At 71.2% G+C, this 22,766-nt stretch carries 21 protein-coding genes, 1 pseudogene and 1 riboswitch; of the genes and pseudogenes, 14 read left to right on the plus strand and 8 right to left on the minus strand.

Annotation, left to right across the window (positions count from 1 at the left end):
- Window positions 1-74: 74 nt before the first annotated feature.
- Window positions 75-1,205 (plus strand): glycoside hydrolase family 6 protein, encoded by a 1,131-nt coding sequence (locus ACKTSN_RS38235; protein ID WP_409475017.1) that lies wholly within the window; start codon window positions 75-77, stop codon window positions 1,203-1,205.
- On the opposite strand, the gene ACKTSN_RS38240 is transcribed toward ACKTSN_RS38235, so the two are convergent.
- On the minus strand, window positions 1,187-2,578 hold the full coding sequence (locus tag ACKTSN_RS38240) for a uracil-xanthine permease family protein (RefSeq protein ID WP_409473258.1): 1,392 nt from the start codon (window positions 2,576-2,578) through the stop codon (window positions 1,187-1,189). The genes ACKTSN_RS38235 and ACKTSN_RS38240 overlap by 19 nt on opposite strands.
- A 101-nt stretch (window positions 2,579-2,679) precedes the next feature.
- Window positions 2,680-3,891, minus strand: a complete 1,212-nt coding sequence (locus ACKTSN_RS38245; RefSeq protein WP_409473259.1) for an MFS transporter — start codon at window positions 3,889-3,891, stop codon at window positions 2,680-2,682.
- A 128-nt stretch (window positions 3,892-4,019) separates the two neighbouring features.
- Between ACKTSN_RS38245 and ACKTSN_RS38250 the strand changes: the two genes are divergently transcribed.
- Entirely contained in the window at window positions 4,020-5,219 is a 1,200-nt protein-coding gene (locus ACKTSN_RS38250) for an ROK family transcriptional regulator (RefSeq protein ID WP_409473260.1), read from the plus strand.
- Here the strand turns inward: ACKTSN_RS38250 and ACKTSN_RS38255 are convergent.
- Together ACKTSN_RS38255 and ACKTSN_RS38260 are read right to left on the minus strand one after the other, a co-directional pair.
- Complete coding sequence (locus tag ACKTSN_RS38255) at window positions 5,216-5,971, minus strand: SDR family oxidoreductase (RefSeq protein WP_409473261.1); 756 nt, start codon at window positions 5,969-5,971, stop codon at window positions 5,216-5,218. The two genes, ACKTSN_RS38250 and ACKTSN_RS38255, sit on opposite strands and share 4 nt — an antisense overlap.
- Window positions 5,972-6,073: 102 nt before the next feature.
- Window positions 6,074-6,502: a hypothetical protein gene (locus ACKTSN_RS38260; protein ID WP_409473262.1), complete on the minus strand. Its 429-nt coding sequence runs from the start codon at window positions 6,500-6,502 to the stop codon at window positions 6,074-6,076.
- A gap of 185 nt (window positions 6,503-6,687) precedes the next feature.
- Window positions 6,688-6,818, plus strand: a riboswitch (FMN riboswitch).
- A 148-nt stretch (window positions 6,819-6,966) separates the two neighbouring features.
- Between ACKTSN_RS38260 and ACKTSN_RS38265 the strand changes: the two genes are divergently transcribed.
- The 9 genes from ACKTSN_RS38265 to ACKTSN_RS38305 all read left to right on the plus strand — a co-directional run bounded on the left by ACKTSN_RS38265 (window position 6,967) and on the right by ACKTSN_RS38305 (window position 14,298).
- Window positions 6,967-7,569 carry a riboflavin synthase gene (locus ACKTSN_RS38265; RefSeq protein WP_409473263.1) on the plus strand — a complete coding sequence of 201 codons (603 nt, stop codon included), beginning with the start codon at window positions 6,967-6,969 and terminating at the stop codon, window positions 7,567-7,569.
- Window positions 7,566-8,207, plus strand: a complete 642-nt coding sequence (locus ACKTSN_RS38270) for a nicotinamide mononucleotide transporter family protein (protein WP_409473264.1) — start codon at window positions 7,566-7,568, stop codon at window positions 8,205-8,207. The genes ACKTSN_RS38265 and ACKTSN_RS38270 overlap by 4 nt, the downstream gene beginning before the upstream one ends.
- Window positions 8,204-9,502: a bifunctional 3,4-dihydroxy-2-butanone-4-phosphate synthase/GTP cyclohydrolase II gene (locus tag ACKTSN_RS38275; protein ID WP_409473265.1), complete on the plus strand. Its 1,299-nt coding sequence runs from the start codon at window positions 8,204-8,206 to the stop codon at window positions 9,500-9,502. Before ACKTSN_RS38270 ends, ACKTSN_RS38275 begins: the two co-directional genes overlap by 4 nt.
- A 23-nt stretch (window positions 9,503-9,525) precedes the next feature.
- A complete protein-coding gene (gene ribH, locus ACKTSN_RS38280; protein ID WP_385270315.1) occupies window positions 9,526-10,011 on the plus strand; it encodes a 6,7-dimethyl-8-ribityllumazine synthase in 486 nt (161 codons plus the stop codon).
- Window positions 10,012-10,045: 34 nt separating this feature from the next.
- Window positions 10,046-10,318 (plus strand): phosphoribosyl-ATP diphosphatase, encoded by a 273-nt coding sequence (locus tag ACKTSN_RS38285; protein ID WP_031486114.1) that lies wholly within the window; start codon window positions 10,046-10,048, stop codon window positions 10,316-10,318.
- Between the two features lie 46 nt (window positions 10,319-10,364).
- Entirely contained in the window at window positions 10,365-11,213 is an 849-nt protein-coding gene (hisG, locus tag ACKTSN_RS38290) for an ATP phosphoribosyltransferase (protein WP_409473266.1), read from the plus strand.
- Between the two features lie 16 nt (window positions 11,214-11,229).
- Window positions 11,230-11,682: a PH domain-containing protein gene (locus tag ACKTSN_RS38295; protein WP_409473267.1), complete on the plus strand. Its 453-nt coding sequence runs from the start codon at window positions 11,230-11,232 to the stop codon at window positions 11,680-11,682.
- A 214-nt stretch (window positions 11,683-11,896) separates the two neighbouring features.
- Window positions 11,897-13,228 (plus strand): hemolysin family protein, encoded by a 1,332-nt coding sequence (locus ACKTSN_RS38300; RefSeq protein ID WP_409473268.1) that lies wholly within the window; start codon window positions 11,897-11,899, stop codon window positions 13,226-13,228.
- Window positions 13,225-14,298 carry a hemolysin family protein gene (locus ACKTSN_RS38305; RefSeq protein ID WP_409473269.1) on the plus strand — a complete coding sequence of 358 codons (1,074 nt, stop codon included), beginning with the start codon at window positions 13,225-13,227 and terminating at the stop codon, window positions 14,296-14,298. Before ACKTSN_RS38300 ends, ACKTSN_RS38305 begins: the two co-directional genes overlap by 4 nt.
- A 120-nt stretch (window positions 14,299-14,418) precedes the next feature.
- Here ACKTSN_RS38305 and ACKTSN_RS38310 read toward each other — a convergent pair whose 3' ends face one another.
- From ACKTSN_RS38310 to ACKTSN_RS38320, 3 genes are all read right to left on the minus strand, one after another.
- Window positions 14,419-15,681 carry an IS701 family transposase gene (locus ACKTSN_RS38310; RefSeq protein WP_409467247.1) on the minus strand — a complete coding sequence of 421 codons (1,263 nt, stop codon included), beginning with the start codon at window positions 15,679-15,681 and terminating at the stop codon, window positions 14,419-14,421.
- A 325-nt stretch (window positions 15,682-16,006) separates the two neighbouring features.
- Window positions 16,007-17,872, minus strand: a complete 1,866-nt coding sequence (locus tag ACKTSN_RS38315; protein ID WP_409473270.1) for an AAA family ATPase — start codon at window positions 17,870-17,872, stop codon at window positions 16,007-16,009.
- A gap of 470 nt (window positions 17,873-18,342) precedes the next feature.
- Window positions 18,343-18,927 (minus strand): uridine kinase family protein, encoded by a 585-nt coding sequence (locus ACKTSN_RS38320; protein WP_409475018.1) that lies wholly within the window; start codon window positions 18,925-18,927, stop codon window positions 18,343-18,345.
- A 215-nt stretch (window positions 18,928-19,142) separates the two neighbouring features.
- Between ACKTSN_RS38320 and ACKTSN_RS38325 the strand changes: the two genes are divergently transcribed.
- From ACKTSN_RS38325 to ACKTSN_RS38335, 3 genes are all read left to right on the plus strand, one after another.
- On the plus strand, window positions 19,143-20,537 hold the full coding sequence (locus tag ACKTSN_RS38325) for a peptidase C39 family protein (RefSeq protein ID WP_409473271.1): 1,395 nt from the start codon (window positions 19,143-19,145) through the stop codon (window positions 20,535-20,537).
- A gap of 153 nt (window positions 20,538-20,690) precedes the next feature.
- Window positions 20,691-20,831: an SCO1431 family membrane protein gene (locus ACKTSN_RS38330; RefSeq protein WP_129796774.1), complete on the plus strand. Its 141-nt coding sequence runs from the start codon at window positions 20,691-20,693 to the stop codon at window positions 20,829-20,831.
- Between the two features lie 65 nt (window positions 20,832-20,896).
- Window positions 20,897-21,556, plus strand: a complete 660-nt coding sequence (locus tag ACKTSN_RS38335; protein WP_409473272.1) for a TetR/AcrR family transcriptional regulator — start codon at window positions 20,897-20,899, stop codon at window positions 21,554-21,556.
- 56 nt (window positions 21,557-21,612) lie between these two features.
- Here ACKTSN_RS38335 and ACKTSN_RS38340 read toward each other — a convergent pair.
- Window positions 21,613-22,742: pseudogene (locus ACKTSN_RS38340) on the minus strand (glycosyl hydrolase family 18 protein).
- Window positions 22,743-22,766: the final 24 nt, after the last annotated feature.

Below are 22,766 nucleotides of genomic sequence, written 5' to 3' on the forward strand. Positions count from 1 at the left end.
CCGTGTCAGGCTTACGTGCTCGGCGCCTGGCCGCTCGCAGGGCCGAGCGCCGTCGCGCCGCCCGGCGGGGCGCCATGGTGGCGGCGGCTTCCGTCGTGGTCGCGGTCGGTACGGTCACCGGCGTGCTGACCGCGTGGGACGACGGGGACGGTTCGGACCAGGCGCGGCCGTCGCCGACCGGGTCCGCCTCGACCCGTCCGGAGCGTCTGCCGGTTGTGCCGTCGTCGCCGGTGACACCTTCTCCTTCGCCGCCTCCGTCTGCATCCGCATCCGCGACCGAGAAGGAGACGCCCACGCCCTCGCCCAGCCGGACCGAACGGGAGCAGCGGACCGCCACCGTGCACACCCGGCTCTACCGCCACCCCGAGTCCCAGGTCCTCGACTGGGTCCGGGCCAACCCGGACGACCCGCGCCGCTCGGTCATCGAGTCCCGTATCGCCGACCAGCCGGCCTCGGTGTGGTTCGCCGACTTCACGCCCGCGACCATCACCTCCCGGGTCGCGGCCGTCACCTCCGGCGCCGCTGCGCAGGGCCGGGTGCCGGTCGTCGTGGTGTACGCCATCCCGGACCGCGACTGCGGCGGCCACTCCCAGGGCGGGGCGCCGGACCTTGCCGCGTACGACGCGTGGATCGACCGATTCGCCGCCGGGCTGGGCTCGGACGATGTCATCGTCGTCCTGGAGCCCGACTCCGTCGCCCAGGCCGGCTGTCTCTCCGCCGGCGACCGCGCCGACCGCTTCGCCTCCCTGGCCCGCGCGGGCCGCGTCCTCAAGGCCGCCAACTCCAGGGCGCGGGTCTACCACGACGCAGGCCACTCCGGCTGGCACCCGGCCGCCGAGCAGGCGGCGCTGCTGAAACAGGCCGGCGCGGCCTCACCCGCCTCCTCCGACGGCATCTTCAGCAACGTCTCCAACTTCCACCGCACGGCCGACGAGATCGCCTACGACCGGCAGGTGCTGGACGCCCTGGGCGGCCCGGCGAGCCTCGGCGCCGTGATCGACACCAGCCGCAACGGCAACGGCGCCCCGACCGACGGCGAATGGTGCGACCCGGCGGGACGGAAGATCGGCCGGGCGCCCACCATGAACACCGGCGAGGAGCGGATCGACGCCTACCTGTGGGTGAAGCTGCCGGGGGAGTCGGACGGGTGCAAGGGCAGGCCCGGCACCTTCACACCGTCGTACGCCTACGACTTGGCGCGCTGAGCCGCCTCGTCGTAGCGGGACGTGCCCTCGTCCAACAGCGGCGCCTGCGTCTTGAGGTGGGCGGGGGCGAAGGCCCGCAGCGCGTGGTAGCCGGTGATGACGACGAGCGTGCCCAGCGCGATGCCGCTCAGCGAGAAGGTGTCGGTGAACTCCATGGAGACATTGCCGACGCCGATGATGATGCCCGCCGCGGCCGGCACCAGGTTGAGCGGATTGCGCAGGTCCACCTTGGCGTTGATCCAGATCTGGGCGCCGAGCAGGCCGATCATGCCGTACAGGATGACGGTGATACCGCCGAGCACCCCGCCCGGGATCGCGGCCACCACCGCGCCGAACTTCGGGCAGAGACCGAAGAGCAGCGCGAAGCCCGCGGCGGCCCAGTAGGCGGCCGTCGAATAGACGCGGGTCGCGGCCATCACACCGATGTTCTCGGAGTACGTGGTGTTGGGCGGGCCGCCGACCGCGGTGGAGAGCATCGAGCCGACGCCGTCGGCGGAGATCGCCGTACCGAGCTTGTCGTCCAGGGGCTCGCCGGTCATCTCGCCGACCGCTTTGACGTGGCCCGCGTTCTCGGCGACCAGCGCGATGACGACCGGCAGCGCGACCAGGATCGCCGACCACTCGAAGGACGGCCCGTGGAAGGTGGGCAGGCCGATCCAGTCGGCCTGGCCGACGCCGGAGAGGTCCAGGCGCCAGTGGTCGGTGAGCTTGCCGCTCGCGTCCACCGAGTGGATCCGGCCGAAGATCCGGTCGAAGGCCCAGGAGATGCCGTAGCCGAAGACCAGACCGAGGAAGATCGCGATGCGTGACCAGAAACCACGCAGACAGACGACGGCCAGGCCGGTGAACAGCATCACCAGCAGGGCCGTCCACTGGTCCTGCGGCCAGTAGGTGGACGCCGTGACCGGAGCGAGGTTGAAGCCGATCAGCATCACCACCGCGCCGGTGACGATCGGCGGCATCGCCGCATGGATGATCCGCGCCCCGAACCGCTGCACCGCCAGACCGACGAGGAACAGCGCGACGCCGACGACGAAGACCGCGCCGGTCACGGTGGCGCTCGTACCGCCCTGCGCGCGGATCACCGCGGCGACGCCCACGAAGGACAGGGAGCAGCCGAGGTAGCTGGGTACCCGGCCGCGGGTCGCGAGCAGGAACACGATCGTCGCGACGCCCGACATCATGATCGCCAGGTTGGGGTCCAGGCCCATGAGGACCGGCGCCACGAAGGAGGCCCCGAACATCGCCACCACGTGCTGGGCGCCGAGCCCGGCCGTGCGCGGCCAGGACAGCCGCTCATCGGGCCGGACCACCGCGCCGGGTGCGGGGGTGCGTCCGTCGCCGTGCAGTTTCCAGCGGACGCCGAGATCCATGTGAGGTGTCGCTTTCGTTGTGCGTGCAGTCCGTCCGGACCATTGTCAGGGCAGGCCGGGAGTGCTTCGCACACGTGAGCGCTCGCGTGGGAGCAACCGCTTCAGGGCCGCGGGTCGGGAACTGCTGCGCTCGGCGGACTGACCTTCGGGCGGTCCCGGTCGCCCGAGCGCAGGACGCCCGCGAAGGCCGTGAGTCCGCACGACAGGACGGTCACCAGGCCGAACGACACCACCAGGCTCGTCGCCTGTGCGAGGGAGCCGATCGCGCTCGGGGCGATCAGGCCGGAGGTGTACGTGATGGTGGCCACACCGGCGATGGCCTGGCTGGGGTTCGGCCCGCTGCGGCCCGCCGCCGCGAAGCACAGCGGGACGACCACCGCGATGCCCAGACCCATCAGCGCGAACCCGGCCATCGCCACCGCAGGATGGTCGGCGACGACGATCAACAGCCCGCCGAGGGTCGCGAGGACACCGCTCCAGCGGACCGTGCGCACGGAGCCGAAACGGTCCACCACACGGTCGCCCGCGAGCCGCGCGAGCGCCATGGTGAGCGTGAAGCCGGTCGTGCAGGCGGCCGCGAGCCCCGCCGAGCTCCCCAGCTCGTCCTCCAGATAGACGGCCGACCAGTCGAGGCTCGCCCCCTCCGCGAACACCGCGCAGAACCCGACCGCGCCGATCAGCACCGCCGACTTCGGCGGCAGCGCGAACCGCGGCGGCGGTTCCTCGTCCTCGGTCGGCTGCAGGTCCAGCACCCAGTGGCACGCCACCAGGCCCAGCAGGGTCAGGACTGCGGCCGCCAGAGCGTGATGCAGCCGGGCGTCCGAGCCCAGATGCGCGGCGAGCGTGCCGCCGGCCGAGCCGACCAGCGCGCCCGCGCTCCACATGCCGTGCAGGCCGGACATGATCGACTTCCCGAGACGGTTCTCGACCTCCACGCCGAGCGCGTTCATGGCGACGTCCGCCATGCCCGCCGTGGCGCCGTAGACGAACAGGGCCAGGCAGAGCGTGAGCAGGTTGGGCGAGAGGGACGGCAGGATCAGCGCCAGCGTCCACAAGGAGAGCAGTCCGCGCAGCGCGGTGCGGGCGCCGAAGCGGTGGCTGATCCGGCCCGCGAGCGGCATCGCGACGGACGCTCCGAGCGCCGGGAAGGCCAGCGCGAGGCCCAACTGGCCCGCGCTCACCGAGGCATGGTCCTGGATCCACGGCACGCGGGTCGCGAAGGAGCCGGTGACGGCGCCGTGCACGGCGAACACGGCGGCCACGGCGTACCGTGCGCGCTTCACCTCGCGGTGCTCGTGGACCACGTCACTCATGTTCCCGCCCCTTGTCGCGTCTCGGCCTCGCCTTGTCCGCCGCGTAAACTATCAGGGACCCTGCCTGATAGATAGGGGATTCCGGCGGCCGCACGTCGTGCGGCCCCGCCGTCTGGAAGGATCCCGGCATGCCCGCAACCCCCAGCACCGCCCGGGCCATCAACGACCGGCTCGCCCTGCGACTGCTGCAGCAGGAGGGCCCGTTGACGGCGGGGCAGTTGAAGCAGCTGACCGGGCTGTCCCGGCCGACCGTCGCCGACCTCGTCGAACGCCTCACCACCTCCGGTCTGATCGCCGTGGTCGGGGAGGCGGGGGAACAGCGGCGCGGACCCAACGCCAAGCTGTACGGGATCGTCGCCGACCGGGCCTACCTGGCCGCGCTCGACGTGCGCACCGAGGGCCTCTCCGTGGTCGTGTCCGACCTGCTCGGCCGGGTGCTCGCCGAGGCGTCCGTGCCGATCGACGGCGCCACGGGAACCGGACCCGCGGTGGAGCAGGCCGTCGCCCTCGTCGAACGTGTGGCGAAGGAGGCGGGCGCCGACCGGATGCACACCGTCGGCATCGGCGCCCCCGGCCTGATCGACCCGGCCACCGGCGAACTCCGCGATTCCTCCGGCCTGCCCGAGTGGCACCGCCGTCTGGTCGCCGCCCTGCAGGAACGGCTCCCCGACGCCCGCGTCATCGTCGAGAACGAGACCAACCTCGCCGCTCTGGCCGAGCAGCGGGACGGTGCGGCCCGGGACCGGGACACGTTCGTGCTGCTGTGGCTCGGCCACGGCACCGGTGCCGCGGTGGTCCTGGACGGGACGCTGCGCCGCGGGGCCTCCGGCGGCACCGGAGAGATCGGGTTCCTTCCGGTGCCGGGGACGGCCGGCCTGCCCTCTGCCACCGACTGCGAGGGCGGCTTTCACTCCCTGGCCGGGGCGGCGGCGATCGCCCGGCTGGCGGGGGAGCACGGGGCGGTCGGCTCGGCGGAGGGTGGTGAGCCGGTGGCAGCGGCGTTGGTGCGGGACGCGGTGGCGGCCGTGTCCTCCGGCGTTTCCGACGCCGCCCCCTTCCTCGACGCCCTCGCGGACCGCCTGACCGTCGGCGTCGCCTCCGTCGTCGCCGTCCTGGACCCCGGTTGTGTGGTGCTCGGCGGTGAGGTGGGACAGGCCGGGGGTGCCGTCCTCGCCGGGCGGGTCGAGCAGCGGCTGCGGCGGATGTCGCCGCTGGCCACGGAGGTGCGGGCCGGTGTCCTGGGCGGCGGCGCGGTGCTGCGCGGCGCGCTGCTGATCGCAGGCGACCGGGCCCAGGACGAACTGTTCGCACCCCCGGAGCGGCCTTAGGCCCCGCGTCCTGCACCGAAGCGTGTCGCCAGGTACTCCTCGAACGTGCCTTTCCCCACGGCCCGTTCCGGCGTGAGATGGCCGCCGTTGCGGAAGCCGCGGTACGCCTTGCCCCACAGCGGCACGCTCACCACCGCCCGACGCCGGCCCGTGGCCTTGAGATAGGTGCGGGCCAGCGAGTCGAAGGTCCTTACCTCGGGGCCGCCCATGTCCTCGACCCGCCCCGCGGGCGCCCCCGCCGCCAGCTCCGCGAGCCGGCCCGCGACCTCCGCGACCTCGATCGGCTGGTCGTTCACGCCGGCCGGCAGCAGCATGACCGGCGGCTTGGCCAGAATGTCGAACACCTGGGCCAGCAGGTCGTGGAACTGGGTCGTGCGCAGGACGGTCCAGCCCAGTCCCGACTCCTCGATCAGCCGCTCCACAGCGAGCTTGGTCTTGTAGTAGCCGAACGGCACCCGGTCGATCCCGACGATCGAGATGTAGACCAGGTGGCCCACGCCGGCCCGGCGTGCCGCCGCGATCAGATGCGCGGCCGCCTCCTCGTCGCCGCCGCGCGGCGAGGTCGCGCAGTGCACGATCGTGTCCACGCCCTCGACGGCCGCGTCCAGACCGCTGCCCCCCTCACGCAGATCGACCGCGTACGGCTGCGCATGCCGGCTGAGTACCCGCACCTCGTGCCCGTCCGCGCGCAACCGCTCGGTGAGGATCCGGCCGAGCGTCCCGGTACCGCCGGTCACCAGGATCGTGGTCATGCTGTTCAGCTCCTTCGGACGCCGTGCGCTCCCAGGTGGAGCGCCCTTCGTCAGCTGTGCCCCGATAGTCCTCGGGAAATGTGACAACCGCACCGGGGACGATCAGGCACGCGCGAGCTGGCCTCGTACACATTCCAGCTTGTCCGGATTCACCACGGCCCGCAGGTCGGCGATCAGCCCGTCGCGCAGCTCGACCGGCACCACCCGCCCACCAGGGAGCGCAGCACCTTCTCGCGCCCCTCGATCGGCCGCAGGGCCGCGGTGACCTTGCCGCCGTCCGCTCCACCAGGTCACATCGGCCGCGAGCAGCTTCTCCAGGCCGGACAGAGCACCGTCCCGGGCCGCCGTGACGAACGTCGCCACGAGCTCCTCCTGCCGCTCGGGCACCGCGCCGAACCGGCTCTCCTCGGCCGCGACGCGCTGTTCGGCCGACTCCAGGGGGCCACCCTGCCGGGACACGTGCGTGCGCCGTGGCGAGGCCCGGCGGCGGGCAAGGGCCGTCGTCACCGCCGCCGGGGCACGCTTGCGCAAACCCTAGAGAGGACTAGACCACCCGTCAATAGGTATAAACCAATTTCCAAACCGATGCGGCCGTACGGGGAGTTGACGCCCCTTCGGCCGGCCGAGAAGGCCAGTGACGTGACCTGTGAGCCACTCCACACCCATCGCCCGTATGGACGTCGATCCGGCGTGGCACACTTGCCCTGTATCAGAAGCAGCGCACTCCGGGGTCGGTGAAAGTCCGAACCGGCGGTTACAGTCCGCGACCCGGTCGCTTCCAGCGGCCGGTTGACCAGGTGAAATTCCTGGACCGACGGTTAAAGTCCGGATGGGAGGCAGTGCGCGGCGGGCGGGCATTCGTGCGCGCCGCCGTATCGGCTCGTCCAGTGAGGGCGGGTTCTGTCCGGCGTCGCCCTCGGTGCCGCAGCCCGTACATTCTGTCGTCCAGCGACAGCCCCGGAGTCCGTGCCCGAAGAGGCAGGAGGACCCGGGAAGTGTTCACCGGAATCGTCGAAGAGCTGGGCGAGGTCACCGCCGTCGAGAATCTCGGCGACGCCTCCCGCTTCCGGCTGCGTGGCCCCGTCGTCACCGAGGGTGCGAAGCACGGCGACTCCATCGCCGTCAACGGCGTCTGTCTCACGGTCGTCGACCACGAAGGCGACGAGTTCACCGCCGACGTCATGGCCGAGACCCTCGACCGCTCCGGCCTCGGCGTCCTCACCGTCGGCTCCCGCGTCAACCTCGAACGCCCCACCGCCGTGGGCGCCCGCCTCGGCGGGCACATCGTGCAGGGCCATGTCGACGGCACCGGCACCGTCCTGGAACGCAAGCCGTCCGAGAACTGGGAGATCGTGAAGGTCTCCCTCCCCGCGGACCTCGCGCGCTATGTCGTCGAGAAGGGCTCCATCACCGTCGACGGCATCAGCCTCACCGTCGTCGAGGCGGGCTCCGACCACTTCACCGTCAGTCTGATCCCCACCACCCTCGCCCTGACCACCCTCGGCCTGAAGCAGCCCGGCGACCCCGTCAACCTCGAGGTCGACGTCATCGCCAAGTACGTCGAGCGGCTCCTGGGCGCCCAGGGGGCGGCCAAGTGAACTGGCTCAACTCCGAGGCGTTCGTCCTCTTCGGCCAGCACATCATCTGGTCGGACATGGTCGGCAACGTCCTCGGCCTCATCGCCCTCGCCCTCGGCTGGCGGCGCTCCCTGTGGACCTGGCCGGTGCAGTTCCTGTCCGGCCTCGTCCTCTTCGCGGCGTTCTACGGCCACCTCACCGGCAGCGCCGGCAAGCAGGTCGTCGTCATGGCCGTCGCGCTGTACGGCTGGTGGCAGTGGAACCGCGGCAAGGGTCGGGCCGCGGACGGCCGTATCTCCGTACGCTTCGCCACCTGGCGCGAGCGCGGCGCGATGATCGCCGCGGCCGCCGCCGGTACGGTCGCCGTGGCCCTGCTCTTCACCGCCTACCCGACCCTGTCCTGGGATCCCTGGCCGGACGCCTACATCTTCGTCGGCACCATCGTCGCGATGTACGCCCAGGCGCGCGGGATGGTCGAGTTCTGGTGCGCCTGGCTGCTCGTCGACCTGGTCGGCGTGCCCCTCAACTTCGCCAACGGCTACGCCTTTTCCGGCTTCGTCTACGTCATCTACGGCGCACTTGTCCTGTGGGGCATGCGCGACTGGTGGCTGCGCTCCCGCAAGGACGCGCGGCCTGTCCTGGAAGGAGCGCCGGCATGAGCGCGGCCCCGATCCTCTACAGCACCGACGACACCGACTACATCGACGACTTCACCCTCGACCCGATCGAGCAGGCCATCGCCGACATCGCGGCCGGCCGCCCAGTCGTGGTCGTCGACGACGAGGACCGGGAGAACGAGGGCGACCTCGTCATCGCCGCCGAGAAGGCGACCCCCGAGATCGTCGCCTTCATGATGAGCGAGTGCCGCGGCCTGATCTGCGCCCCCATGGAGGGTGCGGAACTGGACCGGCTGCGTCTCCCGCAGATGGTCGAGGAGAACACCGAGTCGATGAAGACCGCGTTCACGGTCTCCGTGGACGCCTCGGCCGTTCACGGTGTGAGCACCGGAATCTCCGCATCCGACCGGGCGACCACCCTTCAGCTGCTCGCGAGCGGCACGGCCGAGCCCGCCGACCTGGTCCGCCCCGGCCACATCTTCCCGCTGCGCGCCAAGCCCGGCGGCGTGCTGGTCCGCAACGGCCACACGGAGGCCGCCGTCGACCTCGCCCGCCTCGCGGGCCTGCGCCCGGCCGGCGCGATCGTCGAGATCGCCGGCGAGGACGGCCAGATGCTGCGCCTGCCCGAACTCGTCCCGTTCGCCCGCAAGCACGGCCTGACGATCATCTCCATCGAGGACCTGATCGCCTACCGCCGCACCTCCGAGCCCACCGTCCGCCGCGAGGCACAGACGCAGCTCCCCACCGCCCACGGCACTTTCACGGCGTACGGCTACCGCTCCACCGTCGACGGCGTCGAGCACATCGCCCTCGTGCACGGTGAGATCGGCGACGGCGAGGACGTTGTCGTCCGCGTCCACTCCGAATGCCTCACCGGCGACGTCTTCCACTCCCTGCGCTGCGACTGCGGCCCCCAGCTGGAGACGGCCCTCGAGCGCATCCAGGCCCAGGGCCGGGGAGTCGTCGTCTACCTGCGCGGGCACGAGGGCCGCGGCATCGGGCTGCTGTCGAAGCTCCGGGCGTACGAGCTGCAGGAGCGCGGCCGCGACACCCTCGACGCCAACTTGGAGCTCGGCCTGCCCGCCGACGCCCGGGACTACGCCGCCGGCGCGCAGATCCTGACGGACCTCGGAGTCCGCAGCGTGCGCCTGATGACCAACAACCCCGAGAAGACCGACGCGCTCGTCCGGCACGGCATCGAGGTCACCGACCGCGAGCCGATGCCCGTCCAGGCGGGCGAGCACAACCTCCGCTACCTGCGCACCAAGCGGGACCGGATGGGGCACGACCTGCCGTGGCTGGACACGCCTGCCGTGTCCACCTGCAGCAACCAGTAAGCGAACAGCGAGGAGACGAGAACGTGAGCGGCAAGGGCGCACCGGAACTGTCCGTACGCAATGTGGGTGACCTGCGGGTCGCCGTCGTCGCGGCGCAGTGGCACGAGAAGGTGATGGACGGTCTGGTCGACGGCGCCCTGCGCGCCCTGCACGACCTCGGCATCGACGAGCCGACCCTGCTCCGGGTCCCCGGCAGCTGGGAGCTGCCGGTCGTCGCCAAGGTGCTCGCCGGCCGGGGCTACGACGCGATCGTCGCCCTCGGCGTCGTCATCCGCGGCGGCACCCCCCATTTCGAGTACGTGTGCCAGGGCGTCACCCAGGGCCTCACCCAGGTGTCGGTCGACACCGGCGTCCCCGTCGGCTTCGGCGTGCTGACCTGCGACACCGAGGAGCAGGCCCTGGACCGCGCGGGTCTGCCCGGTTCCAACGAGGACAAGGGCCACGAGGCGGTGACGGCGGCGGTGGCCACGGCGGCCACCCTCCGCTCAGTATCTGAACCATGGCGTTAGGCCGCCCGGTACACCGCGTAAAGTGGGCGCCACCATGTCCAAGAAGACGTTCGAGGAGCTCTTCACCGAGCTCCAGCACAAGGCCGCCAACGGCGACCCCGCCACCTCCCGCACCGCAGAGCTGGTCGGGAAGGGCGTTCATGCCATCGGCAAGAAGGTCGTCGAGGAGGCCGCCGAGGTCTGGATGGCCGCCGAGTACGAGGGCAAGGAGGCGGCCGCCGAGGAGATCTCGCAGCTGCTGTACCACGTCCAGGTGATGATGGTCGCCCGCGGGATCTCCCTGGACGACGTCTACGCCCACCTCTGAGCCGTACACCCCCACTCGCACCTCTCACGCAAAGGAAGCCGACCTCATGCTGCGCATCGCCGTCCCCAACAAGGGTTCACTGTCCGGCCCTGCGGCGGAGATGCTGCATGAGGCCGGCTACCAGCAGCGCCGGGAGACCAAGGAACTGCGGATCGTCGACCCGGAGAACGAGGTCGAGTTCTTCTACCTCCGCCCCCGCGACATCGCGATCTACGTCTCCTCCGGCCGTCTCGACATCGGCATCACCGGCCGCGACCTGCTGATCGACTCCGGAGCCAACGCCGAGGAGATCCTCCCGCTCGGCTTCGCCCGCTCCACCTTCCGCTACGCCACCAGGCCCGGCACGGCGAACGGCGTGGAGGACCTGAACGGCAGCACCGTCGCCACCTCGTACGAGGGCATCGTCGCCAAGCACCTCGCCGACAACGGCATCGACGCCTCCGTCGTCCACCTCGACGGCGCCGTCGAGACCGCCATCGAACTCGGTGTCGCCGAGGTCATCGCGGACGTCGTCGAGACCGGCACCTCGCTGCGCAACGCGGGCCTGGAGGTCATCGGCGAGCCGATCATGAAGTCCGAGGCCATCGTCATCCGGCGGGTCGGGGCGGACACCGAGGAGCCCAAGGTGCAGCAGTTCCTGCGCCGGCTGCAGGGCGTCCTGGTGGCCCGGACGTACGTGATGATGGACTACGACTGCCGCGCCGAGCACCTGGAACAGGCCGTCGCCATCACCCCCGGCCTGGAGGGCCCGACCATCTCGCCGCTGCACAACGAGGGCTGGGTCGCGGTCCGCGCCATGGTGCCGTCCAAGGACGCCCAGCGGATCATGGACGACCTGTACGCCATCGGCGCGCGGGCCATCCTGACCACCGCCATCCACGCCTGCCGTCTCTGAGGGGCGCCACACACCCATGTCGGACTCGACCCCTCTTCCCGAGCTGCCCGTCACCTTCCGGCCGGGCCGCACCCGCGCCGTGCTGCTCACCGCGGCCGTCGCGATCTTCGTGACCGTGTCGCTGGTCGCGCTGCTGCTGGACCGGCTCAGCACGGCCGAGCGGCTCAGCTTCGTTCTCACCGCGGCGCTTCTGTCGGCGGTGGTGCTGGTGCTGGCCCGGCCGAAGGTCGTCGCCGACGAATCCGGCGTCACGGTCGTCAACTTCGCCAGTACGCGTCGGCTGGCCTGGGCGGAAATCGTCCAGGTGCATCTGCGGGTCGGCGACCCCTGGGTGTTCCTCGACCTCAGCGACGGCACCAGCCTGGCCGCGATCGGCATCCAGCCGGGCATCGCCAAGAAGCACGCCATCGCCGACGCCCGGGCCCTGCGAGCGCTGGTCGAGGCCCGGGCCGAGCAACATCACAGCTGACTCGGGCCGACTCCGGGCCGTTCACCCTGCCGTATCGGCCGGTGTCTTGATTAATCTGTTGGCGGAGGCGTGCCCGTTGCGCCTCCGCCCCTGTGGTGCCGGCCGGTGCGCAGGGGTTCCTGCTACCCGAGGAGTGACTCCCTCCGGCGATGGACGGATCGTCCTGCAGTACCTGCGCCGCCCCCTGCCGACATAGCGCACGGGCGGCGGCATCATGACCATCCCTCTGCTGCTCCTGGCAGCCGCGTTCCTGCTCATTCTCGCCAACGGCTTCTTCGTGGCCGCCGAGTTCGGCCTGGTGACGGTCGACCGCCCGGACGCCGAGAAGGCCGCCGCCGAGGGCGACCGACGCGCCCATCGGGTCGTCGAGTCGCTGAAGGAACTGTCCTTCCAACTCTCCGGCACCCAGCTCGGCATCACCATCACCTCCCTCGTCGTCGGCATGCTCGCCGAACCGGCGCTCGCCCGGCTGCTGGACGGTCCGTTCACGGCCGTCGGCATACCCGAGGGCGCCGTGCCCGGCGTGTCCGTCGTCGTCGGCATGCTGCTGGCCTCGGCCGTGCAGATGGTGGTCGGCGAACTTGTACCCAAGAACTGGGCGGTGTCCCGGCCGCTGCAGGTCGCACGCTTCGTCGCGGGCCCGCAGCATGTCTTCGCGCGCGTGTTCCGGCCGGTGATCGCCGCACTGAACGCCGTCGCCAACCGCCTGGTCCGCGCCCTGGGCATCGAGCCCACCGAGGAGCTGGCCTCCGCCCGCACCCCCGGCGAACTCGTCTCCCTGGCCCGGCACTCCGCGCGCGCAGGTGCCCTGGAACAGGACACGGCGGACCTCTTCGTACGGACGCTGTCGCTCGGCGAGCTGACCGCACAGCACGTCATGACCCCGCGCGTGAAGGTGAGCGCGCTCCAGTCCTCGGCGACCGCCGCGGACGTGGTCAACCTGACCCGCGCCACCGGCCTGTCCCGCTTCCCCGTCTACCGGGAGAAGATCGACGAAATCGTCGGCATGGTCCACCTCAAGGACGCTCTGGCCGTCTCGTCCTCCGAGCGGCTGCGCACCCCCGTGGGCCGGATCGCCCGGCCGCCGCTGCTCGTTCCGGAGACACTGCCGGTCCGGCCACTGCTCGCCCGACTGCGCAGCGAGCAGCCGATCGCGGTCGTCGTCGACGAGTACGGCGGCACGGCCGGCGTGGTCACCCTGGAGGACATCGTCGAGGAGATCGTCGGCGAGGTACGTGACGAGCACGACGACGTGCTCGACGACCAGCCCGAACTCGCCGCCGCCCCGCCGGAGGACGGCCGCCCCGCCTGGGACGCCGACGGCAGCTGTCGCGTCGACGTCCTGCGGCGCATCGGCCTCGACGTGCCCGAGGGCCCGTACGAGACGGTCGCAGGACTGGTCGCCGACCTGCTCGGCCGGATCCCGGCCGTCGGCGACCGGGCCGAACTCCCCGGCTGGCGGCTGGCCGTGCGCCAGGTCGGGCACTACCGCGCCGAGCGGGTGCGCATCGTGCGCACCGCCCCTGTCATGGAGGCCGTGCGATGAGCGTGCTCCAACTCCTGTTCGCCGCGCTGCTCGTACTCGCCAACGGCTTCTTCGTGGGCGCCGAGTTCGCACTGGTCTCGGTGCGCCGCAGCCAGATCGAGCCGCTCGGCACCGCCCGGGCCCGGCAGGTGCTGTACGGCCTGGAGCGGCTGCCGCAGATGATGGCCGCCGCACAGTTCGGCATCACCGTCTGCTCGCTGACCCTGGGCGCGGTCGCCGAGCCGACGGTGGCCCATCTGCTGGAACCGGTCTTCGAGTGGATCCATCTGCCGCACGCGATGGTGCACCCGCTGGGGTATGTCATCGCCCTCGCCACCGTCGTCTTCTTCCACCTGGTCATCGGCGAGATGGTCCCGAAGAACCTGGCGATGGCGGCTCCGGAGAAGGCGGCGCTGTGGCTCAGCCCGGGCCTGGTCGCCTTCGCCCGGCTGTGCCGGCCGATCACGGTCGCCCTCGGCGCCTGCTCCCGGGCCGTCCTGCGACTGTTCCGTGTCGAACCCAAGGACGAGGTGGAGGCGGTCTTCACCAGCGAGCAGCTCAACCGGCTCGTGGAGGACTCCGGCCAGGCCGGACTGCTCGACCCCGAGGAGGCCGAGCGCCTGGAGGACGCCCTGGAGCTGGGCTCCCGCCCGGTCACCGACGTCCTCCTCCGACGTGAGTCGCTGATCACGGTCAGCCCCTCGGTCACGCCGGGCCGGATCATCGAGCTGACCGCCCGCACGGGCTACTCCCGCTTCCCGGTGGCCGCGGAGAACGGCGCCTTCATGGGGTACCTGCACGTGAAGGACGTACTCGACCTCGAGGACTCCGAACGGGCGGTTCCGCAGCATCTCTGGCGGCCCATGACGACGTTGCGGTCCGAGCTTGCGCTGGACGACGCGCTGACCGTGATGCGCCGGGCTGCCACGCATCTCGCGCAGGTGGCGGACGGGGCGGGCAAGGTGCTGGGGCTGGTGGCACTGGAGGACGTACTGGAGCTGCTGGTGGGGGAGGTGCGGGATCCGGCGCATCGGGCGATGCCGGAGCCTCGCGGCAGTGGGGCGCCGGAGGAGGTGCTGGCGCAGCACTAGTAGGGCTTTGTTAGGTCCTGTGGTGGGGTTCGGGTGCTGGTGCGGGTTGGCCGCATATCGAGCAGGCGCCGGTCCAGGTGGCCAGGAGGGCCTGGAGTTCGCGGAGGACCGCGTAGAGGGTCAGGCCGGCGCAGGGGCTTTTGGGTCGAGCCTGAGCATGGTGCAGAAGGCCTGGGCGAGGGACGCGAGGGTGACGTGGCGGTGCCAGCCGAGGTAGTTGCGGCCCTCGAAGTGGTCCAGGCCCAGACCGTCCTTGAGCTCGCGGTAGTCGTGCTCAACTCGCCATCGGATCTTGGCGATTCGTACCAGTTCGCGCAGTGGGGTGTCGGCGGGAAGCGTCGAGAGCCAGTAGTCGGTTGGCTCGGCGGAGTCGGGTGGCCACTCGACGAGCAGCCAGCAGTCGGGCAGGGAGCCGTCGGCGGCGCGGCGGATGGTGCGGTTGGCCGGTCGGACCCGCAGGGCCAGGAACTGCGAGCGCATCTCGGCGTTCGGGTTGCGTCTGGTGGCCTTGCTGCCCTGGCGCCAGGTGACGGTGCGGGTGGCCGCTCGGCCGACGGCCAGGGCCAGGGCGCGCAGGGTGGTGTGCGGTTGGGGGTAGGCGGACACGGGAGGGCGGCCCTGCCCGGAGTACGGCGGGCGTTGGGGTGTGGCATTGCCGGGGTGCGCGGTCGTGGTGGCTTTGACCGCGACCGCGTAGGTCAGGCCGCGCTCGGTCAGGCCCTCGCGAAAGCCGGTGGCGTCGCCGTATCCGGCGTCGGCGGCGACCGGAAGGTCGGGCAACTCCCAGTTGTCGCGCACCTCGTCGAGCATGTCCAGCGCCAGGCGCCACTTCTCCCGGTGCCGCTCGGTGTCCGGGATTCCCGCCTTGGCGCGGCGGCGCCGGATCGCCTCGGCCATCAGCGCGTCCTCGCCGTACTTGGTGTCGTCCCAGCTCTCGGGCAGGAACAGGCGCCAGTCGACAGCCGATGACGCACGGTCACTGACCAGGTTCACACTGACGCCGACCTGGCAGTTGCCGCGCTTACCCAGGGCGCCGCAGTACATCCGCGCCACCCCCGGTGAGTCGTAGCCGTCCTTGGGGAAGCCGACATCATCGATCGCGTACGCCTCGGGAGAAATGTGCGCGGCAGCCCAACGGGCCAGCCGCTCACGGACCTTGGAGTAGTCCCAGGTGGACGATGAGACGAACTGCTGCAGCTGCTGGTGGTCCACGCCCAGGCGCTCGGCCATCGGCTGCATGGACTTGCGCTTGCCGTCCAGCATCAGCCCGCGCAGATACAGCTCGCCCTTGGCCCGCTGGTCCCGACGCGCCAGCGAACCGAGCATCTCCGCCGCGAACGCCTCCAGGCGCGGGCGGACCGTCTCCATCTCCTCAGGTGTCACACCTGACAGAACATCACAATCTACCTGACGATGATCAATCGGGGTACCTAACAAAGCCCTACTAGTGCCGCGGCAGGCAACGTTCGCCCCGTCGCGACGCCCGGCACGCCCTCTCGCCGCACCGGCCGAAAGCCCAAGTACGTCCAGTACGAGGACTTCCGGCCGGCACGCCGAGAGCACGCACCGGACGCCGCTCCTTGACGGGCAAACGTTGCCTGCCGCGGCACTAGCTGCGGGCAGTCGTGCCGCTGGGGCGGCACGGGTGGGCGCAGCGGCACCGCGCGAGCGCGGGTCAGCGCCCACCCATCAGCACCAACGTCAGCAGTCACATGGCCGACGGATCCTGCGGTCCCCTTCCCGACAGCACCTCTCCATACGCCTGCATCAGATCCGGCAACCGCAGCGTGGAGAGGTCCTCCCGCGACAACGCCCCCGGATACGCCGACAACCGCAGATCCCGATACGCGCAGCTCTTCTCGTACAGCGTCCGCAGGAACCGCCCGTTGCCCAGCTCGTCGATCCACCCCTGGTCGACGACGTGACCCGCGATCGACCGCAGCTCGTCCAGGGACTCCTCGTCCCACACGTCCCCGTTCTCCGCGGCCAGCACCTCGCCGATCGCGGTGAGCTCGAGGGGCCGGTACGACGGGAAGTCGACGCGGGTGGTGAAGCGGGAGGACAGGCCGGGGTTGGCGGCGAGGAGGCGGTCCATGCCCTCCGGATAGCCGGCCAGGATCACCACGAGGTGGTCACGGTTGTCCTCGGCCCGCTTCAGCAGCACCTGGAGCGCCTCGTCGCCGTACGCGTCGCCCTTGCCGTAACCGGAGTTGGAGAGCGAGTACGCCTCGTCGACGAACAGCACACCGCCGAGCGCGGAGTCGATCAGTTCGTTGGCCTTCACGGCGGTCTGCCCCAGGTACTCGCCGACCAGGTCGGCCCGCTGGGCCTCCACGAGATGGTCACCGCCGAGCAGGCCGAGGGCGTAGAAGACCCGGCCCAGGATGCGGGCGACCGTGGTCTTGCCGGTGCCGGAGGGGCCGGAGAAGACGAAGTGCCGCTTGGGCGGCTGGACGGGCAGCCCCTGCCCGGCCCGCAGCCGTGCCATGTTCAACTGCGCGGACAGCGCTTTGACCTGGCGTTTCACCGGCTCCAGGCCCACCATGCGCTCGAGCTCGGCGAGCGCCTCCTCGAGTAATGCGGGGTCGGTCGGTCCGGCGGGCAGCGACGGCGCGGCCCCGGTGTTCTTCTCCCGCACCGCCGGGTCGCTGACCGAGGGCGGGGGCCCGGTCGGCGGCAGACCGGGCTCGGAGAGCTTGAGGTCCCGGCCCTCGGTGCCGTAGAGCGGATCGAGTCCGTCCGGGCCGTCCAGGCTGTCCTGCCCGGTCCCGGCGAGGGCGATCGCGGCGAGGTCGGTGGCGTCGTCGTACCCGTCCCCCTCGGCGATCGCCGCCAGCCGGGCCGAGGTGTCCATGAACGCGGGGTCGACGCGGTGCACCGCCCGGTACAGCGGGAGCGCGGCGGCCGAACGGCCGGTGCCCTCGTGGGCGCGGGCCAGCCAGTAGCGCAGCTCCTTGCGCTGCGGCTGCTCGCTGCGGCAACGCATCAGGGCCGCCGACAGCAGCGGTTCGGCCTGTCCGTACATCTCGAGGCGGACCCGGGCCATGCCACCGAACAGACCGGCCTCGATGCCGAGCAGGGGATCGCCCAGCAGCGGGTCGGTGTGCCGCACCAACTGCTCCCAGTCCTTCACCAGATAGGCCCGGCAGGCATGCAGGAAGCGCACCTGCGGATCGGTGTCGACGGGCGGCAGACCGGCGAGCGCGCGATCGAGTTCCGGGACGTGGCGGCCGTCCAGCCAGTGCGAGGCGTGCGCGAGCAGCAGATCGCGCGGGCTCTCCAGCACGGGCTGCACCCACCAGCCCAGCCAGTACCAGGAGTTGAGCGTACGGCGGTGCCGGCTGCGCTGTTCCCCGAAGCGCTCACGGTGGCGGAACATCCTGAGCAGCGCGGTCGTCGTGTCCACGCGCAGCGCGTGCAGCCCCAGCCAGCCGTCGGCCATCCCGGGATCCAGCCGTACCGCGGTCCGGAACTCCTCCTCCGCCTGCGGATACGCGCCCATCGTGTAGGCGTCCACGCCTCGCAGCCAGGCGAGGTCGGCAGGGGCCTCGGGGCCCTGCGTGCCGAAGTCCATCACGTCCCCCCACAAACCTGCCCCCGCTGGTTCGCCGCCGGGCCGTCGCCCGCCGACCGACTCGGTCCAACCGCTGTGCCGCGGACCGGAGTTGCAACGGTGCGCGGAGCAGCCGTCCGCAGGTCGCACCGAGGGCATCGTACCCGCGGGTCGGTGCCCGCCGAAGGGTGCCGCACCGGCCGTTCGGCGAGGTGGGAGCAGAGGGGGCGCACACTGCGCATGGTGACCGAGGGTGAGGGGATCGCGCCTCGGAGCGCCCGGAAGAAGTGGAAGAGGACAGAACGAAGCCCCCGATCACGGGGGAACAACCGGGGGCTTCGCGTCTGTCGGCGACCTCGTTCGGCCGCTCATTGAGAACGTAAGTCCTGTACGGGCCCCCGGTCAAGCCGAGTTGAGGCACTCGGCCAAGTTCCGCCGCAGGGGTCTTCACAAGTTCAGCACATTGCGGATGGCCCGTCACCGTGCGTGACTTACTGGTCCGGATCAGTAGGTCCGGCGGGCCCCGGGAGCACCTCGTACCCCTCCATCACCTGCCGCACCAGCAGGTCGGCAAACGGTCGCGAGGGATCCTCGGCGAAATGCTGCCGCTCCGCCACGACCCACCCGGCCCAGAACTCGCGCTGTTCCGCCCCGTCGCGCGACTGCCCGCGCGCCCAGGCCTTCTTGTGGGGCAGCTCCAGCCACAGCAGCTGCGCCAGATGGGGACGCAGGGCGCGCCGGCCCGCGCCGACGCCCTCGACCAGGACCACCGGGGCGGGCGGCAGCGGGCGGGGCGGTCCGAAGTGCCGGGCCCGCCAGTCGTAGGGGGCGTAGTGCGCCGTCTCGCCGCGGCGCAGCGGCTCGATCACCTGGGGCAGCAGCCGGCCGGTCCAGGCGAACAGTTCGTCGTGGCTGGCGATGTCGTCGAGGTGCAGCACCGGCGCGCCGCCCAGGGCCTCGGCCAACTGCCCGGCGAACGTGGTCTTTCCGGAGCCCGCGTGACCGTCGACGCCGATCAGTCGGACGGGACCGCAGGACGGGGGCAGGGCGCGCAGCCTGCGGGCGAGGTCGTGCAACGCGGGGTGCGGGGCGGGGCTGGAGGGCGACACGCCCCCATCATGCCCCGCGCTCAGGTGTGCTCCGATCCAGGTCATGCCAGTGGTCCTGACCAATATTGATGGGCGCGGCATGCCCCGAAGTGCTGGCAGTACCGGCCGCCCACGGCCATAGTTGGCGCACGCAACTGTGCACTGGACCAGCCCCCGACTCGGATCCCGGGAGTTTTCCGCCCATGAGCAGAGCCGAACAGCCCTCCCGCAGAACCCTCCTGGCCGCCGCGGTCGCCGCCGCCGTCGCGGGCAGTGCGGGCCCGGCGGTGGCCGTCGCCGGAACCCGTCCGGACAACCCCGGACCCCATCCGGACACCCCCGCGGCCGGCCCCGCCCGGACCACCGCCCGCTCCGTCGACAACCGCGCCTGGACGACGTACACCGACTGGCGCGGCGGCACCGCCCAGGGCACCCGTGCCGTCGCCGGCGCCCGACCCGGCGTCGTGATCGCCGCCCCGGCGGGCACCGTCGACTATCGCGACCCGCACACCGGCAAGACCTCCACCTGGGAGTACGCGACCTGGACCTCCCCGGTCCACCGGCTCGCCGTCCCCTCCACCGAGGCCATCGCTTCCTGGAACGCGCACACCCCGGCCGGCACCTGGCTCCAGGTCGAACTGCGCGGCACCTACTCCGACGGCACGGACACGCCCTGGTACGTGATGGGCCGCTGGGCGGCCGGCGACCAGGACATCCGGCGGACCTCGGTGGACGACCAGACCGACGGCCGGAGCACAGTCTGGACGGACACCTTCGCCGTCGACGACCCGGCCACCGGCCTGCGCCTCACCTCGTACCGACTGCGCCTGACCCTGTACCGCAAGCCGGGCACCAAGCTCACCCCCACCGTGTGGCGGCTCGGCGCCATGGGCTCCGACGTCCCCGACCGCTTCACCGTCCCCGCCTCGACACCCGGCCTGGCCGAGGAACTGATCGTCCCGCGGTACTCGCAGGAGATCCACAAGGGCCAGTACCCGGAGTACGACAACGGCGGCGAGGCCTGGTGCAGCCCCACCTCCTCACAGATGATCATCGAGTACTGGGGCGGCCGGCTCAGCGAGGAGCAGCTGGCCTGGGTCGATCCGAGCTACGCCGACCCGCAGGTGTGCCACGCCGCCCGGTACACCTACGACTACCAGTACGCGGGCTGCGGCAACTGGCCCTTCAACGCCGCCTACGCCGCGACCTTCAAGGGCCTGCAGGGCGTGGTCACCCGGCTCGGCTCGCTCACCGACCTGGAGACACTGATCGCCGCCGGGATCCCGGCCATAACGTCCCAGTCGTTCCTCGCGTCGGAGCTGACGGGAGCCGGATACGGCACCTCCGGCCATCTGATGACCGTGATCGGCTTCACCGCCGACGGCGATGTGATCGCCAACGATCCCGCCTCGCCGAGCAACGAGGCGGTGCGACGCGTCTACCGGCGGCGCGAGTGGGAGAACATCTGGCTCAGGACCAAGCGGTACAACGCCTCCGGCAAGGTCGTCTCCGGCACCGGCGGGGTCTGCTACCTCTACTTCCCGGCCCGTCCGACCCCGCGCCAGCGCATGGCGCTCGCGGTGGTGGGCGTGCGCTGAACCGGCCCGTGACGGCCCCCGGATCCGCTCCGGGGGCCGTCGGCTGTGACCAACGTCTCCGCCGCAAAAGCCGCCAGGAGTGGCAAGGTGGACGGATCGGCGGGGGAGCCGTGGGGGAGAGTCCACTGCACGCACGACACACAGCGAGACGCCATGACCGCACACTCAGCCACTGCCGCCCGCGTTCGCACCGGCGGACCCAAGGACGACGGCCCGAAGATCGTCGAGCACGTCATGGGCTGGACGCTCGTCGTGGTGCTCGCCATGCTCGTGACTCAGCTCGGTCTGCTGTGAACTGACCCACACGGCGACCTGACATACTGCGGGTGTCCCGCCGCCCGTTGGAACCAGGGTCGACAGTGAAGATCAGTCAACAGCGCGACGCGGCCCGCCCCCGGGCGCGTGGCACCGAGCGTTCGCTGGCGCGCCGCGCCGAACTCATCGCCATCGGGCGCAGGTTGTTCGCCGACACGTCGTACGACGCGCTGTCGATGGACGACATCGCCCGGCAGGCGCATGTCGCCAAGGGGCTGATCTACTACTACTTCCACTCCAAGCGCGGCTACTACCTGGCCATCGTCCAGGACTCGGTCGCCGACCTGGTCGCCTTCGCGGCCGGCGGCCTGGAACTTCCGCCGGTGGAGCGGGTCCACCGCACGATCGACGGCTATCTGCGCTACGCCGAGCACAACCACGCCGCGTACCGCACGATCGTCAGCGGCGGCGTCGGTTTCGACACCGAGGTGCAGGCGATCCGGGACGGGGTGCGCGAGGCGATCGTCGCGACCATCGCCGAAGGGGCGTACGGCAGGCGGAAGATCGACCCGCTCGCGCGGATGGGACTGCTGGGCTGGGTGTGCGCCGTCGAGGGCGCCACCCTCGACTGGATCGATCAGCCCGAGCTCTCCCGCGACACGATGCGTGAGCTGCTGGTGAAGACCCTCGGCGGTGCCCTGCGCGCCATCGAGGAACTGGACCCCGCCTACCCGGCCCCCGCGTCCGCCCGTCGGGACCCATGAGCGAGGGGCGGAGGCCCAAGAAGGAACCTCCGCCCCGGGTGTACCGTTCCCTGCGGCTAGTTGATCGCCTTGATCAGCTCACCGTCCGCGGTGTCGCCGCTCAGCTCCCAGAAGAAGGTGCCGCCCAGGCCCTGCTGGTTCTTGTACGTCATCTTGGTCGCGACGGTCGCGGGGGTGTCGTAACTCCACCAGTCGTTTCCGCACTTGGCGTACGCGGTGCCGCCCACCGTGCCGGTCGCGGTGCCGCCGGGCGCCGACTGGGTCACGCCGGTCCAGCCGCGGCCGTAGAAGCCGATGCCGAGCAGCAGCTTGGAGGCCGGGATGCCGAGGCCCTTGAGCTTGGCGATGGTGGCCGACGTGTGGAAGTCGGCCTTCGGGATGCCCGAGTACGAGGTCAGGGGCGAGTGGGGTGCCACCGGGCCGGTGGTGTCCCAGGCGCCGAAGAAGTCGTACGTCATCGGGTAGGCGGACGCCTGCATGGCCGTCGGTCACGTTTGGTCAACGGCTGCTCCCTCTGAGTGATATGGTGCTGGAGTCGGTTACAGCGGAGTGCCTGTTATCGGCGAGGTGTGACTCGCGTACGACCAGAGGATCGTGCCGAGAGAGCTACCCGCCGGGGCGCTTGCGGCCGAGGACCGCGGGAGGGCGGACCAAGCCCCGCTGAGGACTTCGCGCAGCCTGTCGGCCGTAAGACGCGGATCGCCGAAGTGGACCAGCGCGCCCTCTGACCCTGAAGACCGTTCGCGGGGCAGTCCGGGGCCTACCGGAAGCGGAGTCGGGTGAAGCGTCCGGCAATGTGAGGAACGGTTGTACCAGTCGACGTACTGAGTCGCCCGGCGCGGCCGACGGCATCGATCTTGCCGTCGGCCACGGGTCATGCCAACTCGGTCGCCGCATAGGCGTCACCGATGGCGCACTTGCCGCCGGTGACGTTGCCGAAGGCGTAGTTGATGTGGGTGAGCTTGGCGCCGGAGCCGGAGGTCTCGATGTTCTTGACCAGGTACTTGCGGTCGTAGGTACCCCACTCCGTGAAGTAGCCGACGACCTTGGAGCCGGCTGCCCGCTCCGCTGTGGGAGCGGCGGTGGCGGTGCCGACGCCGGCGAGCAGTCCGGCGCCGAGGACGGCGGAACACGCGGCGGCGACGAGCGCCCGGAACCGGGCGCGGGGACGGTGGGAGGTTCGCATCGGGTGTCTCCTCGTGGGGGAGAG

The organism is Streptomyces flavusporus (assembly GCF_046267975.1).
Classification (GTDB): Bacteria; Actinomycetota; Actinomycetes; order Streptomycetales; family Streptomycetaceae; genus Streptomyces; species Streptomyces flavusporus.

Coding starts and splice junctions, on each gene's coding strand:
- ACKTSN_RS38235 (WP_409475017.1), top strand. CDS start 75: ATGGTGGCGGCGGCTTCCGTCGTGGTCGCGGTCGGTACGGTCACCGGC.
- ACKTSN_RS38240 (WP_409473258.1), bottom strand. CDS start 2,578: ATGGATCTCGGCGTCCGCTGGAAACTGCACGGCGACGGACGCACCCCC.
- ACKTSN_RS38245 (WP_409473259.1), bottom strand. CDS start 3,891: ATGAGTGACGTGGTCCACGAGCACCGCGAGGTGAAGCGCGCACGGTAC.
- ACKTSN_RS38250 (WP_409473260.1), top strand. CDS start 4,020: ATGCCCGCAACCCCCAGCACCGCCCGGGCCATCAACGACCGGCTCGCC.
- ACKTSN_RS38255 (WP_409473261.1), bottom strand. CDS start 5,971: ATGACCACGATCCTGGTGACCGGCGGTACCGGGACGCTCGGCCGGATC.
- ACKTSN_RS38275 (WP_409473265.1), top strand. CDS start 8,204: ATGAGCGCGGCCCCGATCCTCTACAGCACCGACGACACCGACTACATC.
- ACKTSN_RS38285 (WP_031486114.1), top strand. CDS start 10,046: ATGTCCAAGAAGACGTTCGAGGAGCTCTTCACCGAGCTCCAGCACAAG.
- hisG (WP_409473266.1), top strand. CDS start 10,365: ATGCTGCGCATCGCCGTCCCCAACAAGGGTTCACTGTCCGGCCCTGCG.
- ACKTSN_RS38295 (WP_409473267.1), top strand. CDS start 11,230: ATGTCGGACTCGACCCCTCTTCCCGAGCTGCCCGTCACCTTCCGGCCG.
- ACKTSN_RS38300 (WP_409473268.1), top strand. CDS start 11,897: ATGACCATCCCTCTGCTGCTCCTGGCAGCCGCGTTCCTGCTCATTCTC.
- ACKTSN_RS38305 (WP_409473269.1), top strand. CDS start 13,225: ATGAGCGTGCTCCAACTCCTGTTCGCCGCGCTGCTCGTACTCGCCAAC.
- ACKTSN_RS38315 (WP_409473270.1), bottom strand. CDS start 17,872: ATGGACTTCGGCACGCAGGGCCCCGAGGCCCCTGCCGACCTCGCCTGG.
- ACKTSN_RS38325 (WP_409473271.1), top strand. CDS start 19,143: ATGAGCAGAGCCGAACAGCCCTCCCGCAGAACCCTCCTGGCCGCCGCG.
- ACKTSN_RS38330 (WP_129796774.1), top strand. CDS start 20,691: ATGACCGCACACTCAGCCACTGCCGCCCGCGTTCGCACCGGCGGACCC.